Origin of the sequence: Zhongshania marina (genome assembly GCF_002915595.1) — a bacterium.
In the GTDB taxonomy this organism is placed as follows: domain Bacteria; phylum Pseudomonadota; class Gammaproteobacteria; order Pseudomonadales; family Spongiibacteraceae; genus Spongiibacter; species Spongiibacter marinus_B.
The window spans coordinates 1-17101 of the sequence record NZ_PQGG01000032.1 but is presented as its reverse complement, the minus strand read 5'-3'; the positions used below and the strand labels follow the sequence as shown (position 1 = coordinate 17101).

The following is a 17101-nucleotide window of genomic DNA, read 5'->3' as shown; positions in this document are numbered from 1 at the left end:
GCGTTGAGGCTGTAGATTTTCTCTTAAAAACCAGTGTTTTTTGCTAAAATCAGGCATCTGATCAGGGAGTGATGACATGCCCAAGTTCAAGCCTTACAACTACAACCAAGATGCGATGGTTGTGATCAATTTTGCCGAGCAAATTCAGCCTGGTACCTTCGAGTTTACGCTGCACCATCTCATAGAAAATCATATCGATCTGTCAGTCTTCTACGACAAGTACAACAATGACGAAGGTGGTCGCAAGGCCTACGACCCGGCAGTGCTGCTCAAGATTATCCTCTTTGCTTATTCCAAGGGGATCACTTCCAGTCGGGAAATCCAGTGGCAGTGCGAGCACAATATTATCTTTAAGGCGCTGTCCTGCGATTCGGTACCCCACTTCACGCTTATTGCCAGTTTTGTTAGCAACTACCCCGATGCCATTGAAGCGGTGTTTGAGGAGGTTCTGCTGGTCTGTGACCAGCAAGGCTTGCTGGGTTTGGAGTTGCTTGCCATCGACGGGTGCAAAATGTCGTCCAATGCGGCGAAAGAGCACTCAGGTACTTTTGACGAACTCGCACAGAAATCCGCCAAACTCCGCAAACAGATTCAGCACCACATCAAAGAGCATCAGCGCCTGGATGCACGTAAACCCAACGAGAAGGTGCGCCAGCAACGGGCCGAGCAGGCCGCCAATACCCTGTTCAAGCAGTATAAGAAAATCAACGATTTCCTAAAGACAGCAGCCCCAAGGATGGGGCAAGGACAACGGCCAAAGGAAGTAAAAAGTAATATCACCGACAACCAATCCGCCAAAATGCTGACCAGCAAAGGCACGATCCAAGGCTATAACGGAGTAGCCACCGTAGATAAAAAGCACCAGATCATTGTGGATGCCCAAGCCTTTGGCGAAGGTCAGGAGCACCATACACTCAAGCCTGTTCTAGGCAGAGTCGAGAACCGCTTCGAGCGCTTAAACATCAATGCCTCCATCTACGGAAAAGGCTTGGTCATCACCGCTGACACTGGCTTTGCGAATGAAGCCAATAACGAATTCCTGAAGAAGAACCGGATTAACGCCTACATCCCCGACAATCAATTCCGTCAGCGTGATCCAAAATTCAAAGATCAGAAAGCCAAGTACGGGAAGCGCCATCGGGACACAGTGAAAGGCCAGAAGTCAGTCATTCCGGCCAGCGAGTTTACTCTCAATATTACAAAGAAAACCTGCCATTGCCCGACAGGAAAAGAGATGTGGCTGCACAGCGAAGGCACTACCACCGGCGGCAAACTCAAGCTCAGCTTTGAGGGCAGGCTCACCGACTGTCGCCATTGCCCAATTAAGACTGACTGCATGCGCAACCCAGCATCAGCCGATACACGGCATGGCCACGGTCGCCAAGTGGCCTTCACTATTGATAGTGGCAAGACGGCGACAGACTGGATGAAAAAGCGGGTCGACAGTGCCAAGGGCAAACTGATCTACAGTCACCGGATGTCTGTAGTGGAGCCAGTATTTGGTAACATCGGTACCAACAAAGGCTTGAACCGCTTCTCGCTGAGGGGCAAAGACAAGGTTCAAGGACAGTGGCAGTTGTATTGTTTAGTCCACAATATTGAGAAGCTCTCCCGCTATGGTCGAATCGGGTTATATTAGGCGGAACAAGGGCCATTTACAGCTCAAAGTGGTGCCTCAGAACAAAACGAAGCGGCTGATAGAAATCCAAAGGAGCAGGAAGCGTTGTGAAGAAATCCGAAAATAAGCAAGATTTTGAGGCGCGAGGAATCATGCGTTCTGCTAAATCAGAAAATCTACAGCCTCGTTGAGGCTGTAAAAAACCTATCAACTTCCATCAGTTTCGGTTTTTTAACCGTCCGCTTTCTTAGCAGCTCTGGCCATCGCTTTTTTCGCCCCAGTGCAGTTAGGTAGTAAATTTACTAATTCGATTAGCTAATGGATAGATCGGCGTCTTATTGCGCGAGCAACTCAACTAGCGCGGTCGCGGGGGCAGATAATTCAAATTCCGGTCGGTGGGCACAGCACACGCTAAGTTTGTCGGCTGAGGTGAAGTCCAGAATCGTAAAGCGTTTTAGAAATTCCTTATTGTTTAAGTAAGTTTGTCCCACGGTTGCAACTGCATCGGTGGCAGCGACTATTTCGCAAGCTAGTGGAAAATGGCCGATGATGTGGATGGGGTGATCTGCGGGGATCTCAGTGTCGCCAAAAAGGCGGTTGGTGATTTCCGGCGAGGCGCCGTCGCGCTCGGGCAGCACCAGTGGGAAATTTAGGATGTTCTGCTTAGATACTGTACGTTTCTTGGCGAGGGGGTGAGAGCGACGGGTAAAAAAGTAGGCGTCGAAAGGTTTTAGGGGAATAATTTTAAATTCGCGCTTTTCTTCAAGCGCCTGTGTGGGGCCGATAATAAGATCACAGTCCCCCGCGCGTAAGAGGCTGATGGCGCTGTCTGTTGCGAGGGATTTAATATCGACTTTTAGCTGCGGATAGCGACCCAGTAACTGCGGTAGGGCAGGGTTCATCAGGGTGATTAGTGGCGGCGGAGAAATGCAGAGCCGTAAATGCGATTCCCGATATGCTCTGAATGCTTTGGCATCCATGTCGAGTCTTTCTATGTCGGCAAGGATGCGCGCTGCGCGGTCAATGATGCTGCGTCCCTGGGTCGTGGCGACTACGCCTCTTGCGCGGCGCTCAAAGAGGGCGATGCCCAATTCTTTTTCGACCTCGGCCACCGTTCGCGTTAGGCTGGGCTGCGACACGTGAATGGCCGCGGCTGCCGCCGTCATCGAACCGAAACGATCAACCGCTACAATGTAGCGTAATTTGCTGCTGTTCAAGGTATACGTTTTCCGAATAGTGTAGGAAAAATAGTATTGGACTGAATAGTTGCAGCGTTGTCAAATGGACTAAATTCGCCTCTTAGAGAAAACAAGGAGCTACACCAGCATGTCTCCATATACTGAAATTACTGCAGAAATTAATAAAGCTGCTGCAGGCCCACAAATCGCGGCATTGTTTGATTTTGACGGCACTATTATTGCTGGTTATTCGGTGTTTAGTTTTCTTCGTGAGCAGGTGCGTCGGGGCGATTTAGCACCCTCTGAAATTGTTGCTACTGTAGAGGCGATTGGAAAATTTGGCTTAGGCCGAGCGGACTTTGCGGCACTGATGTCGCTTTCAGCACAGAGTATGAAAGGGTTGAAAGAGGATGATTATCTTGACGTTGCCCAGCTGATTTTTGAGCGAGATTTGGCGAAAAAAATCTATCCGGAATCCCGCGCTTTAATCGAGGCTCATATGCGCAAGGGGCACACGGTTGCGATTATTTCATCGGCCACGCCTTATCAAGTTGGGCCCTGCGCCAAGTATTTGGGTATTGAGCATATAGCCTGTAGCACGATGGAAGTGAAGGACGGGATCTTCACAGGTGAGCTTGGTGGCCCGCTGTGCTTTGGTGAGGGCAAGGTCAACGCTGCCCTTGATTTAGCCAAGGAGAAAGAGCTGGATCTAACAAATAGCTATTTTTATTCAGACAGCACCGATGATATTGAACTGCTGGAATACATCGGTAATCCTCGGCCACTGAACCCAAGTCAAAAATTGCGTGACATTGCAGAAACCCGGGGCTGGCCGGTTCGCACTTTTAAGCGTCGTGCAGGCAGCAATGCCCTTGGCTTTACCCGCAATGTTGCCACCAAATTGAGTTTAGTTGGATCTGCCTTGGCAGGCTTGCCCATTTGGGCCTTGACGGGGTCGCGGCAGGAGGCGAGGAATTTTGCTACGTCCTTATTTGCGGATGTTGCCGGTGCTGTTGCGGGTCTTAAATTAGACATTAGCGGCGAAAAGCATCTGTGGGTCGAGCGTCCTGCCGTTTTTATTTTCAATCATCAAAGCGATATTGATGTGTTGATTTGCTCTAAATTGTTACGTCGCAATTTTACCGGCGTAGGCAAAGCCGAAATTAAGCAAATGCCACTGGTTGGCGCGGCGATGGAAATGGCTGGTGTTGTGCTCATTGACCGCTCAAATAGTAAAAGTGCGATTGCCGCGCTAGAGCCGCTGGTGGATAGAATCAAGCGAGATAAAATTTCTGTGGTGATGGCGCCGGAGGGAACCCGAACCCATTCCAAAAAGCCCAAGCCTTTTAAGAAAGGTGCATTTCATATTGCGATGCAGGCTGGGGTGCCGATTGTTCCTATTGTTATTCACAACGCGATGGATGTGTCCCCCAAAGGTGATAGCTTGTATTACCCAGGCACTGTTGAAGTAGAGATTCTGGCCCCGATTAATACCAGTCGCTGGACGGTAGAAAACTTAGACAAGCAAGTAGCAAAAATTGAAGCGCTGTATAAAAAGACCTTAGATAAATCAACCACCGCCGCCTGAGAGAAGGCTTTATATATGTTGTAAAACGGCTACTTACAGAATACCGCGAGAGACATAATGGAACAGATTAAACCCCAAGACGCCCAGTTTCTTTATACCGAAACTGCTGATAATTTTAATCATATAACGCTTCTGCTGAACTTTGACGGCCCCGCAGAGGGCGAGAAGAAAGGCGTAGATTACGGCGCTTTGATAAAATTTTTACAATTAAAATTAAAGCCCCATCCTATTTTTTCTCAACGTTTGCTGCGACTGCCAGCCGAGCTAGATTATCCGTATTGGGTATATGACGAAGAGTTTGAACCCGATGCGCATTTCACCGTAACACCACTTACGGTGCTGGGCGATTGGAAGGCTCTGCGCGAAGAAGTGTGTTATTTGCACTCCCAGCCTATGGATATGCATCGCCCGCTTTGGGATATCACCATTTTCACCGGTGTAAATTGCAATGGCAGCAATAAGGGCGGCTTTACGATTGTTATTCGCTTACATCATGTTGCGATTGATGGCGTTGGAATGGTGAAATTATTGGCTAGCTTTGCGAGCCCGATTAGCGATGTTGATGAATCTGCATCACTAGATGAAAGTGGCGTAGAGGAGTTTTCATGGTCTAATGCTGCTGGACGAGCGGTAAAAAATAGGCTGCGTCACTCCGTCGATTTAGGCCGTACCCTGCTTAAAAGCACGGATTATGTAAGCGATTCTGCTCGGCGTTTTTTGCGCACCAAACCCTCTGAAAGACCACGGGTTTATCCTTGCCGATTTAACGCGAGTGTTGGCGGTGACAAGATATTTGATGTTGTTAGTGTCGATCTAAAAGTCCTTAGCGCTTTGCGCGGTCTTCATGCCGGCGCGACCATGAATGATGTAATACTCGCTATATGTGCCGGTGCGCTGCGGCGGTATCTTGAAAAACATCAGGAGCTTAATTCGCATTCGCTGGTCGCATGGGTGCCGGTTAATGCGCGCGGCTCAGGTGGCGCTAGTGATACTGGTAATAATCTAAGCGCGTTTACCGCACCGATATATTCAAACATCGCCGATCCCGCAGCGCGCTTGGCGAAAATTGTGGCGGCAACACAAAATGGTAAAGGCGGAAAGTCAGCGACAGGCCTGTTGTTGAGCGTCACAAAGAACCTTCCCGCAACCGAACAGTATTTGTTTGCCCGTGCTATTAATGCGACCTCAGCGGCGAGCTCGACCTGCAATTTGTTTGTTTCTAATGTGCCGGGGCCTGCTGAGCCAATTAGTCTTGCGGGGCATCGATTGGAAAGCTTGGGGGGCTTGCCGCCACTGGGCGAAGGTATGGGGCTGTTTATTGCTACGCCTAGCTATAATGGCAAGCTGTACTTCAATGTGATTTCAACGGCGAGTATTTTGCCGGATATTGAGTTTTTTATGGAGTGTATTGAAGCGTCTTTTACTGAGATGAAATCAAAGCTTTAAGTGTTTGTATATTTTATTAAAATTTTGCTTTTTTGGGGTTTGGCAAGGTATTTTAGCGAGAAATGCCTAGGGGCATTTTTGCAAGAGCCTCCGTTCTTACTATACTTATTTTAAGACGAATTTTTCTCGCCAAATATTATTTCAAACTGTTTTATTGGTGTTGACCTAAAATTGTCATCGCTAGCTGTTAAAACATCGTCCGTATTGGATTTGTGTTTAACGAGGCGATGTATGTTTAGGACGACTTTTTTTGCGCTTGTGGCTGCAACGGTATTGAGTGCCTGTTCTAGTCAGCCGGTGTTGGCTCCGGCACAGGCTAATTCTTCATCTAATCAATCCGCGGTTATTAGTTTTGGTTCCTGCCTGCGGCAATGGGCGGATCAGCCGGTATGGCAGGCAATTGCAGCTCAGCAATCCGAGGCATTTATTTTTGCTGGCGACAATGTCTATACCGATGTGGGGCCTTATTTAAAACAGCGTGTACCGCAGCGTATTCAGCAGGCGTATCGCGACTTGGCGCTGGGGGTGGAGTTTGGCGCTTTTTTAGCGAGTGCCGAAAAGTCAGGAACGGGTGTGTATGCCACCTGGGATGATCATGATTACGGCTTGAATGACGGTGGCGAAGAGTACCCATTTAAGTCTCAATCCAAGCAGTACTTCAGTGAGTTTTTCCAATTAAATCCAGCAGAAATAGGGGACTCAGCTAAGACGGGTGTGTATCACACCGCCTACGTAAAAGCGGCGGGATTACGCGTGCAGATGATTTTGCTAGATACCCGCAGTTATCGCAGTGCTTTGTTGCGGGATGACGATCGCAGTGTGTGTGCGCCAACGGGAATCGTCGCCAATAACAGCGAGCAAGCCACCATATTAGGGGAGGCCCAGTGGCAGTGGCTGGCCGGCGAATTACAGAAGCCCGCAGATATTCGCTTGCTGGTGTCGAGTATCCAGGTATTACCGAGTGAACATTGTTTTGAGAAGTGGGCGAACTTTCCACGGGAGCGGGAGCGCCTGCTCGCGCTACTCAAAAGCAGCGGCGCGAATGGCGTGATATTGCTTAGTGGCGATCGGCATTTGGCGGAAATTTCGCGGTTGAAAACAGAGGGTATGTATCCACTTTATGAGGTAACCAGTAGCGGTCTTAATTCAGCCATGGGTGAGCAGAGTCCGGCCGCCAGCGAAGTAAATAGTTTACGGATTCGCAAACACAATATTCTGGTCGACAATTTCGGCACAATTAAAATAGAGCGCAAGCCGTCGGGCACGGTGCTGGCATTGCAGATAAGGGATAAGCAGGGAAAGCTTGTTCAGCAAGAGAGAGTGCCACTGGCGGCCTTGAAATAATACCGCCAGTGACAGAACTTGAAGAAAGGCTTACTGATTGCTTGTTGGAATAAAAGGCAAGTCCACCGTGCCGCTGACGACGGCCGGTAGCGGCGGCTGAGCGATGCTAGCCAGGTGCGTAAAATAGGGGTGAAATCCATAGACCATTAGGCCAATGGTATCGCCCGCCGCAACGCTGTCAGAAACACCAATCATCTCTTGGGCTAGAAGGCCGCTGCCGCGTATGGGCAGAACTTGATCGTTTATCAAAGTAAAGTCACCCCCTGCAGCTGGCAGTTTGCCTAAGCCGATATATAAAAGATTAGCGTCGTCATTGCCTCCGCTGACGTTGAGCATGGCCAATGGAATGCCCGCTAGTACACCGTCTGTGTCCACGGTTTGCAGGGGAATAAATGTGCCCTTGGCAACGAGCTGGCTCAACAATTCACTGGGTAATAAATTAACAATATCGTCTAAATAATTAACCAGTGATGTGGGGTCTGCGCTAGCCGTTAATACCGCTGTTAAGGTGCTTATTGCCTCTAGCGGGAGTGAGGATAAAGTGGCAAGAACCGTGGGCAGTGGCAAAGATATAAGGAGGTCGACCACATTGCTTAAGCCGCCGGGAATAATTTGGGTTTCCGCAAGGTTGTTTAATGAGCCGCCGCGTTTTACCTCGCTGCTGGTAATGCCGGATTGTTTTGCGGTCAGGCTGAAGCACACATCAGGTATGGCGGCAGAGCTAGTACCTTGCAATTTAGAGGCGAGAAAATTCAGTGCTAAATCATCGCTTGCGTAGGTTTGGCCATCGCAGTAAAGGGTGCCTTCGGTGCCAAACAAAATTTGCCGACCCGCTTCTTGCAGCGCGGGTAATATATGGCCGTCGCGCTGAATAAATAAATGTGCTTCGTTGCCTTGTCCCTTCCAGCACTCGTAGTTTTCTACCGCTTCGTTAATGTTAAACAGCACATCGTTACTGCCCTGAATGAATAGAGCATCGGCGTTTGATAAGGTTCTGCCGTCGCTGCGTCCACCTTGGCAGAATGATAGTGGGCTATAGCTGCCCAAGCGCGCGACGGTTTCCGGATCTATTTCTCCTGTTGTGGTGGCGCCGATAATCGCTTCAAAAAGATAGGGTTCGAGTTTACCCATAGAGGCGACGGATAAAATATCTAACCAAATATTTTTGGGGGTGTTATTGGCATACAAGCTATAGGGTAGATTGCTCCACGTTGCCAAAGGCACAATTGCGTCGAAGCGATTATCGACGCTTGAGCACACGGTTTGAAAGCCGCCGCCGTAGGACAGACCAATGGCGCCAATCATTGGGTCGTCGCCGTCAAAGCTAAGGTTAACGAGGTTTTCTTCGGCCCAGTCGATGATTTGCGACACATTGCGGCAATCGACGTCGGGGTCCATTACCGTGATATTGCCTGTGGTTTCACCAAAGCCGCGCTGGTCAAAGCTGATCACATAAAAGCCTTTTTCTAACCAAGCGCGACGGGCGACATCGCCGGAAACATCATTGGTCAAAAAGGATTCAACAGGGTCTGGGTCTTCAAAGTTTTTGGCTCTAGACAGGCCAAAGCCGTGGCTGTGAAGGATCAGTGGTACCCGTTCACCCTGGGGGTTTTCTGGCACGTATACGGTAAATGCCACGGTTTCATCGTCAAAGCCGGTGAGGGTTTGGTCAAAATGGGCTTTGGTTTCTGGCTGGCCTGTATTGCTACCACCAGAATTGCCGCTAGGGCTATTGCCCGATGAGGAGCTGGAGCTACCGCCGCAGGCGGTGAGGCTGGCCGCAAGAAAAAAAGTCGCGAATTGAGTTAGCGGACGGTAATTGGGGAGCATGAGGTTGCCTCGTTGTTATAGTGTCGTAGGGTAGGCATTCATTGGGATAAAGCCGATGTTTCTACAATATACGTAAATTCAGAGGGCTCAGTATAATGTTTTCAGTGCAAATATTAAGTCTAAAACCATGAAAGATGTTGGTTTCGTGAGCTATTGCACTTAGTGGGAATGTTTTGCGGTCGCGCGCCAAAAGTTGGCGCGCGAAGATAGCGGGGGAGTTTAGCCGAGTTTTTTCGTGTCAATTGCGAAGTAGCGGTACCAAATACTGTGTTCCTCCTGTGGTGATTGCTTCCAGCCGTATTGGGTGGGGCGTGAATTTTCAATAGCGAGGGTGCCAAATAGCAGCCAATCGTAAATCGACAGGAGATTACACATATTCTTCGCTGAGTTTTTGCCCCGGGCATGGTGATGATGGTGCTGGGTAGGGAAGGTCAGCACATGACACAGGGCGTACATGGTTTTGCGAACCCATGCCCAGCGGTGGTTCAAAAAGTATAAATCGTAGTTCCAGTTCACATGGTTGTGCGCCGCCCACAGGCCTTTAAACACGGTGCCGTACAAAAATATTTCGGTCAGACCAAGGTAGAGGCAAATAAACTGGAACCAGAAGTTAGGCATGATGAACCAGAACAACCAGTGCTCAACAAAAGTTTGGGTGACGGTAAGCTCGCCCTTGCCGTCATTAGTGCCGGAGAAATGGTGGGGTCTGTGACCAATTTTGAAAAACTGCTGCAAATAAAGCAGTGGCTTCCAGCGCATGCGGCGGGCGTGGGAGAACCAGTGGGCACCGCCGTGAATAAGCTCTTCTAGACAAATATAAGCTATTAATACTGGCCAAAAATAGACCTCTTGCAGCCACGCCAGCCCGCCTTCAAATTGCGGTACCAGCACACTGCCAAGCCATGCTGTGGCAAAAACCAAGGCAGGACGCTGAACCGCAGCCAGTGATACCGAGGCAAGCACTGCAATGCCCCAATCTTCTTTGCTTTTTTTGCCATTGCTATTGCGGCCAGCTAAAAACTCCCACAGCGAGGCGAGGGCGATGAAGGCGATAACGGAAAGGCTTACGTATTTATCCATGATCTAGATACCGTGCTTGTTATTTTGTCGTTACAGATTAGCGCACTAGAATTATTTGTATATTAGATATTTAATATGTCTATTATCCATAAGAGTGATAATTATGATTAATTTGCGCTCAGTAGACCTAAATTTGCTCGCGAGCTTTGATGCTCTGATGATTGAAGGTAATTTGACCCGCGCATCCGACCGTATTGGTCTGAGCCAGCCGGCAATGAGCGCGGCGCTGCAAAGATTGAGGCTCACCTTTCACGATGAGCTTTTTGTTCGCAGTCGTCAGGGCATGATTCCCACGCCCCGTGCCATTGCCATATACCCGCCGATTCGGGAAGCGCTTGAATTAATTCGCGCCACCCTAGTGCAGGGTGATGACTTTGAGCCGAAGACGGCGGAGCGCAATTTCTCGGTGGCGGCAGATAATTATTTTGAGTCGGTGGCGCTGGGGCCGCTGATGGCTATGTTGCATAACAGTGGTGAGGGGCTGTCATTAGATACCCTGCCTTTGGAGCACGACTCGATTAGCCGTTTACAGCGTATGGATGTTGATTTGGTGGTGGACTACGTCAAGCCTGAAACTGACGCTATACAGGCCGAGCAAATATCTGCGGAGCAGCTAGTGGTGATTGCTCGTAAATCACATCCGCGATTTGCTGGGCGTAAGGGGCACACGCTGAGCTTGGATCAATATCTTGCAGAGGAACACGTGTTTCTTCCGCTTAGAAGTCGAGAGCGCAGCCAACTAGAATTGGCCTTGGGCGGCAGGGAGTTTCCTCGTAAACGGGCAGCTCAGGTGCAAAACTTTTGCAGCATGCTGCCGGTGGTTGCGGCGACGGATTATCTCGCAGTCATGCCATCGCGGCTGTATCACTTATATGCCGAGGCTTTTGATTTGCGATGGTTTCAGTTTCCGGTCGATATTGCGCCCATTCCCATTTGGATGATGTGGGCAAATAGTTTGCAAAATGATTCTGGTCATCGCTGGTTTAGAAATACGGTTAAGCAGGTGGCAGATGGATTGGCTGAGCATTAACTTCGTGCGATTCGACCTCGGCGGTGGCGCTTGTTATTGTCTGATTTTGGATATGAACGACAACATGATAGAGAGAAGCTCATGCCCGCTGTTTTGACCCATATTGCTATGCATGTTCAGGATCTAGATGCCTGTGTTGATTTTTATCACCACTATGCCGACATGAATATTATTCACGCGCGGCCGCATAAACACGGTGAGGTGAAGTGGCTGGCGGAGCGGGGCAAGGAAAAGGAATTTATTCTAGTTCTAATACCGGGGGGCAAAAATAGACCTCAGGACGACGGTGACTTTTCACATTTAGGTTTTGCAATGGAAAGTCGCAAAGCCGTGGATGAAATCGCCGAGCGCGCCCGCGCCGACGGTATTTTAGAATGGGCAACCCGCGAGGAGGAATATCCCGTCGGCTATTACTGTGGTGTTCGCGATCCCGCTGGTAACTTTGTTGAATTTAGTTACGGCCAACCGCTGGGGCCAGGTGCTGAAGATATTGCTTAATGAGCCCGAACAAATAGCAGAAATAATGAGTAAAGTATGAACGTAAAACTGGCAGATTACAGGGCGCCAAAGGATCGCGCCGCAATTGAAATGCTCATGGCAAATTACGCCTTAGACCCTATGGGTGGCGGTGAAGCGCTGCCAGAAGAGGTTCTGTCTGGCTTGTGCGATGCTTTAGCAACGCTCGCGAATGCGGCAACAATATTGATATACGATGGTGAGTCGCCAGTTGCTTTGGCGACCGCAATGCAGGGTTTTTCAAGCTTTAAATGTAAGCCGCTGCTAAATATTCACGATGTGATTGTACTGCCAGAATATCGTGGGCGGGGGCTGGCGCAGCGCTTAATGCAAGAGATTGAAGCTTTAGCTAGACAGCGCGGCTGCTGCAAATTAACCCTTGAAGTACTGCAGGGCAATAAGGCTGCACAGGCGGTGTATCAGCGCTGTGGGTTTGCTGCCTACGAGCTAGACCCGCAGCAGGGGCAGGCGCTATTCTGGCAAAAGGATTTATCCGCCAGCTAGGCCCTACGGTAATACGTTTGATGTGGTTATCGAAAGGGTGCCGCGTTATGCTTGGCCTTACATTCACGCTAAGGAAGGTATTTTATGAAAGGCAAAATTCTCGACTTCAATGCAGCAACGTCGCAGGGCGTAATCGCCGGTGAAGACGGCAAGCGTTATAACTTTAATGGCGCAGAGTGGAAAAGCGAAGGCAGTGCTAGCACTGGGCTGACGGTAGATTTTGTTGTTAACGGTGAAAGCGCCACCCAGCTATATTTGGATAAAACCGTCTCGTCTGCGTCTTCTAAGAAAATCGCCGCGGCTTTATTGGCATTTTTCTTTGGCGCTTTTGGTGTTCACAAATTTTATCTCGGCTATAACAAGCAGGGCGTAATCATGCTGCTGACCTTCTTGTTTGGCTTTATCTTGTTGGGCCTTCCCTCCATCGCAATCGGCATCATCGCTTTCATAGAATTTATTATATATATCACCAAATCAGATGATGACTTTGAGCAGACTTACGTTACGGGCCAGCGTCCTTGGTTTTAATGGTATATCAGTAAATTAATATGAGCTATAAACGCATTGTAGTATTGAGCGGTGCAGGCATCTCGGCGGAGTCTGGCATAAAAACCTTCCGCGCCGAAGATGGCCTGTGGGAGGAGCACCGCGTAGAAGAGGTGGCAACACCAGAGGGCTTTGCCGCTAATCCGGTCTTGGTTCAGCGCTTTTACAATGGTCGCCGCGCGCAACTATTAAGCGACGCTGTAAAACCTAATCCTGCACATCTTGCGCTAGCAAAATTAGAAGAGGTTTTGGGGGATGGCTTGCTTGTCGTCACCCAAAATATCGACAATCTACACGAGCAAGCGGGCTCAAAAAATGTCATTCATATGCACGGCGAATTGTTAAAAATGCGCTGTGCCTATACCGATATTGTCTACCCAATATTGGGAGATATCAGTGTGGATGACCGCTGCGAATGCTGCGGTATGCGCGGTGCATTAAGACCCCATGTTGTGTGGTTCGGTGAAATGCCTCTGCAAATGGAGGAGATCTACGACGCCATAGAAGGCTGTGATTTATTCTTGGCGATAGGCACCTCTGGCAACGTCTATCCCGCCGCAGGTTTTGTGCGTCACGCCGCCATGTCGGGCGCGCATACAATGGAAATAAATTTAGAACCCTCAGCGGTGGAATCAGCATTTGCCGAGCATCGTTATGGATTGGCGGGGGAGGTCGTGCCGGCTTTTGTTGCGGAGCAACAAGAGGCTCATGACCTCTTGTTGCCAAATGTGGGGAAGGTTTAGACGTGGATACCTTTGAGTACCGCAGCTAGTGCTATTTGCTCAGAAGAAACCTCGGTCTTGTTCTCTTCGCCGTCGCCTTTAGCGGCGGATGAATCTGGGAAGGTACGGAAAACCGTGTTCATGATGATTTCTACGGCCTTGGGCATAATTGCGTTAAGTGCCTGCATGGTAATGCCAAGGCCAGTCGCGATGCGTTTCGGCCTGCGAATAATGGCATTGCATATCATGTCTGCGGCTTCGTCTGGCGACAGGGTGGGCACCGAGTTGTAGATTGAGGTTGGCCCAATCATCGGGGTTCTGACCAATGGCATATTAATCGTTGTAAACGCAATATTCCGGTCAGAGAACTCGGCTGCTGCGGCTCGTGAAAAGGCATCTAACGCAGATTTTGATGCTGCGTAAGCCGAGAAGCGTGGCGATGTACCAACAATAACGGCAATCGATGAAATATTGATCACATGCCCCGCTTTGCGTTCTAGCATCGACGGCGCCAAGCCCATAATTAAGCGAATTGCGCCAAAGTAGTTCAGCTGCATGGTGCGTTCAAAATCGTGGAAGCGATCAAAGGTTAATTCTAGCGAGCGCCGAATCGAACGCCCCGCGTTGTTGACTAGCACATCTACCTGGCCATGATTTTCTAGCAGGGTTGCGACCAATTTGTCACAGGATGCTAAATCGGATACATCGCAGCTGTAGGCATAGCTAGTACCGCCTTTTTCTGCAATTTCTTTTTGAGTTTCTTCCAGTTTTTCGAGTGTGCGGGCAACCAAGATCACCTTGCCGCCGGCTGCGGCGAGTTTGATTGCTGCGGCTTTACCAATGCCCGAAGAGGCGCCGGTAATTACAATGACTTTATCTTGCACATTGCCGCGTAGCGAGCGGTCTTTGAATAAGTCGGGGTCGAGATTGCGCTCCCAGTAATCCCAAATTTTATGTGCGTAATCTTCTAAGGCCGGTGGAGAGATGCCGCTGCCTTTCAGGGCTTTGAGGGTGTCTCTTGTATCGAAGCGGGTCGGCATATTCATAAAACCGACCGCATCTTGCGGTATATGATAATCCGCTAAAATGGCGTTTATGATTCTGCGAACCGGCGGCAGTCCTTTTAATAAATTGAGAATAGAGGCGGGAATAAACGCAAACATTCGCATATCTATACGCAGCGCAAAACGTGGCGCGTGAGCAGCTTGCGAGAAGATATTTAATACTTCACCAACTTGCTGTGATTCTGGGTTAACCAAGTGGAAGCAGCGCCCGTCTAACCCAGCTTTATGGGACAAAAAGTCCATCGCGTCTGCAACATAGTCAACCGGGACAATGTTCATCTGTCCGCCCTCTAGGCCGATCAATGGCACCCATTGCGGAACACGGTTGCGGAGCTTTTGAAGCAATTTGAAGAAATAGTACGGGCCGTCGATCTTATCGATTTCACCGGTTTTTGAGTCCCCCACAACCATTGCAGGTCTGTAGATGCGGTAGGGGATTTTACATTCATTGCGCACCAATCCTTCTGACACATGCTTGGTGCGGAAGTAGGCGTGGTCTAGGCCTTTGGCCTCTTCGAACATATCCTCTCTAAAGGTGCCTCGGTACAGACCGGCTGCGGCAATCGAACTGGCGAGATGGAAGCATTTTGCGTTCATGGTCTCTGCCGCCGCGATGGCGTTTTTGGTGCCTTCTACATTGGCGATTTCTTGGCTTGCCGCGTCGGCTTTTAAATCGTAGATCGCAGCTAGGTGGTAAAAGTGTTTAACGGATCCTTTGAGCGTCGCCATGTCTTTGGCACTAATACCAAGACGGGGTTTAGAGAGGTCACCGTTAATAGCGACTAGGCGGTCGCTACTTAGCCCTGTTCGTTCCAGAAGGTCTTTATATTTTTGCTTTGAGCCTCGGCGCACTAAAACATAAATAGTGCCTTTGCGTTTTGCGAGACGTTCGATGAGAAAGCGACCTATAAAACCGGTACCGCCGGTGACAAAATAGCTCATGGTGTATCTCCAAGTTTCTTTAATTCTTTATGTTCGTTGCTTTGTTATTTTTTCGTTTTAGCAAGTGTTGACGGAAAAACGGCCTCTTCAAGGTCGTCAAAGGCGTCGTGTATATAATTGCCGAGCACCTCAAGATTTGGCATGGCGGTGGTGGCAACCAAGCCAAACTGTAAGCGGCCGTCATAACTGTATAGCGTAATATTGAGGTGGTTGCTCGGTGTTAAGGCGCTAATCGGGTACATTTCTTCTAATTTTGCACCTTTTAGATATAGCGCTTTAGCTGGTCCAGGTACATTGGAAACCAAGGTGTTGCCAAGTGGTGGCAGTACGTCACCGAGTTTTAACGCTTCGCCAATAAGCGATACGCCGCCGAGTAACACCGTGTACGCCATAACGGACGCCGGCGGTACACCGTCGATTTGGTAACGAACATTGCGGAGGGTAAAACCGATTTCCCGCAATCTTTCATAGGGGTCAGTGGTTTTGCTGGCAAGCTCGACGAGTACGATACCAATTTTATTGCCGAGGCTGTCATCGCCGCTTTGGCGCAGATTTACCGGCATTTGAATGGTGATGGGCTCGTTAATATCGGTTCCGCAATCTTGCAAATACCGATGCAGTGCACCGTCAATACAGGTTAAAGCAATATGATTGAGGGTAGAGCGAGTGAGTTTGCGCAGGCGATGTACGCGCTCCATATCAACGGCCGCAGTGGCAATTTGACGTCCAGCGCTGACTTGTCCAGTTAATGGCGTAGAGCTATTAGCTTTAAATGGTACGGCGACAGCGTTTTTGGTCAGGTTTAAGGTTTCTAAGGCCAGCTGTGCGCTGAGCTTGGTCAGGCCGGTGAGTGCTTTTACATAATCGCTAGAGCGGCCGCCGAGCTGAGTTAACATCTTCATGATGGAAATACTGTCAGCGGTATTTTGCAGTCGCTTCTGGGGTAGGACCGACCATATGGGCGTAACGGCTTGGGTTCTTGCAGATTTGCTAAGGCTATTCACCAGCCATGACGACATGGTGACGCCATCCGCATAGGCGTGATGAAGTTTGGTATAAATTGCAAAACGCTGGTCGTCTATGCCTTGAATGACATGCATTTCCCACATGGGGCGAGCTCGGTCCATGCGGCTGCTGTGTAAATCACCAATCAGCTCATAAAGGCTTTCACGAAAATCCGTGCCGTCTATGGTGTGGAAGAAGATGTGATTACTAATATCGAAATCTAGGTCGCATTTCCAGTGTGGCGCACTAAAGGCCGAAAATTGAATGATTTGATTAAACGGCGCGCGAATTTCATCTACATTACCCGCGTACTCTTCAACAACCTGCTCAACATAATTCGCCGGCGCTTTTGCTGGTTTGCGAAACATTAGCAGTCCGCCAACGTGCTTGGGGCTCGCGTCGGTTTCGGTTAGAAAAAAAGCTAAATCCATTACTGAAAGTTTCGCCATTTGCGTCCACACCCTATGATTGCAACTATTTGATATATTTAGCGTTGTTATGTCGTTTTGCGCTGACGAAGCGTAAGCTACGTTGTTGAATACAAGATTAGTCTATGTCCTAATGTTTTTATTGGCTATTGCCGATTTTTTTGTAAATCATAATTTTCGGTCAATTGTTTAGTATTTTTACCCGTAGTGCATTTAGGAAGGAGGTAAGTTACTCACCCTCATAAAGAGGTTATCATTAG

The 17101-nt window shown here is 49.2% G+C and carries 14 protein-coding genes; 9 read left to right on the top strand and 5 right to left on the bottom strand.

Annotated elements, in window-relative coordinates; all coding sequences use genetic code 11:
* Positions 1-76 precede the first annotated feature (76 nt).
* Positions 77-1639: a transposase gene (locus C0068_RS14605; RefSeq protein WP_103682677.1), complete on the top strand. Its 1563-nt coding sequence runs from the start codon at positions 77-79 to the stop codon at positions 1637-1639.
* Between the two features lie 314 nt (positions 1640-1953).
* Here the strand turns inward: C0068_RS14605 and C0068_RS14600 are convergent, their stop codons facing one another.
* The gene (locus tag C0068_RS14600) at positions 1954-2835 is read right to left on the bottom strand and encodes a LysR family transcriptional regulator (RefSeq protein ID WP_103685227.1); all 882 of its coding nucleotides are present in this window, start codon (positions 2833-2835) and stop codon (positions 1954-1956) included.
* Between the two features lie 109 nt (positions 2836-2944).
* Between C0068_RS14600 and C0068_RS14595 the strand changes: the two genes are divergently transcribed.
* The 3 genes from C0068_RS14595 to C0068_RS14585 all read left to right on the top strand — a co-directional run bounded on the left by C0068_RS14595 (position 2945) and on the right by C0068_RS14585 (position 7174).
* Positions 2945-4384, top strand: coding sequence for an HAD-IB family hydrolase (locus C0068_RS14595; RefSeq protein WP_103685226.1), 1440 nt, complete (start codon positions 2945-2947; stop codon positions 4382-4384).
* A 57-nt stretch (positions 4385-4441) separates the two neighbouring features.
* Entirely contained in the window at positions 4442-5830 is a 1389-nt protein-coding gene (locus tag C0068_RS14590; RefSeq protein ID WP_103685225.1) for a wax ester/triacylglycerol synthase domain-containing protein, read from the top strand.
* Between the two features lie 231 nt (positions 5831-6061).
* Positions 6062-7174 carry an alkaline phosphatase D family protein gene (locus C0068_RS14585; protein WP_103685224.1) on the top strand — a complete coding sequence of 371 codons (1113 nt, stop codon included), beginning with the start codon at positions 6062-6064 and terminating at the stop codon, positions 7172-7174.
* Positions 7175-7204: 30 nt separating this feature from the next.
* Here the strand turns inward: C0068_RS14585 and C0068_RS14580 are convergent, their stop codons facing one another.
* Complete coding sequence (locus C0068_RS14580; protein ID WP_103685223.1) at positions 7205-9004, bottom strand: alpha/beta hydrolase family protein; 1800 nt, start codon at positions 9002-9004, stop codon at positions 7205-7207.
* 219 nt (positions 9005-9223) lie between these two features.
* Positions 9224-10084, bottom strand: a complete 861-nt coding sequence (locus C0068_RS14575) for a sterol desaturase family protein (protein ID WP_103685222.1) — start codon at positions 10082-10084, stop codon at positions 9224-9226.
* A gap of 103 nt (positions 10085-10187) precedes the next feature.
* On the opposite strand from C0068_RS14575, the gene C0068_RS14570 reads away from it, so the two are divergent.
* The 5 genes from C0068_RS14570 to cobB all read left to right on the top strand — a co-directional run bounded on the left by C0068_RS14570 (position 10188) and on the right by cobB (position 13423).
* The gene (locus C0068_RS14570; protein ID WP_103685221.1) at positions 10188-11114 is read left to right on the top strand and encodes a LysR substrate-binding domain-containing protein; all 927 of its coding nucleotides are present in this window, start codon (positions 10188-10190) and stop codon (positions 11112-11114) included.
* An 81-nt stretch (positions 11115-11195) separates the two neighbouring features.
* Positions 11196-11612: a VOC family protein gene (locus tag C0068_RS14565; RefSeq protein WP_103685220.1), complete on the top strand. Its 417-nt coding sequence runs from the start codon at positions 11196-11198 to the stop codon at positions 11610-11612.
* 36 nt (positions 11613-11648) lie between these two features.
* Positions 11649-12134 (top strand): GNAT family N-acetyltransferase, encoded by a 486-nt coding sequence (locus tag C0068_RS14560; RefSeq protein ID WP_103685219.1) that lies wholly within the window; start codon positions 11649-11651, stop codon positions 12132-12134.
* An 84-nt stretch (positions 12135-12218) separates the two neighbouring features.
* Positions 12219-12662 carry a TM2 domain-containing protein gene (locus tag C0068_RS14555; RefSeq protein WP_103685218.1) on the top strand — a complete coding sequence of 148 codons (444 nt, stop codon included), beginning with the start codon at positions 12219-12221 and terminating at the stop codon, positions 12660-12662.
* 20 nt (positions 12663-12682) lie between these two features.
* On the top strand, positions 12683-13423 hold the full coding sequence (gene cobB, locus C0068_RS14550; RefSeq protein ID WP_103685217.1) for a Sir2 family NAD+-dependent deacetylase: 741 nt from the start codon (positions 12683-12685) through the stop codon (positions 13421-13423).
* Here cobB and C0068_RS14545 read toward each other — a convergent pair.
* The gene (locus tag C0068_RS14545) at positions 13420-15408 is read right to left on the bottom strand and encodes an SDR family oxidoreductase (RefSeq protein ID WP_103685216.1); all 1989 of its coding nucleotides are present in this window, start codon (positions 15406-15408) and stop codon (positions 13420-13422) included. The two genes, cobB and C0068_RS14545, sit on opposite strands and share 4 nt — an antisense overlap.
* A 44-nt stretch (positions 15409-15452) precedes the next feature.
* On the bottom strand, positions 15453-16862 hold the full coding sequence (locus C0068_RS14540; RefSeq protein WP_103685215.1) for a wax ester/triacylglycerol synthase family O-acyltransferase: 1410 nt from the start codon (positions 16860-16862) through the stop codon (positions 15453-15455).
* Positions 16863-17101: the final 239 nt, after the last annotated feature.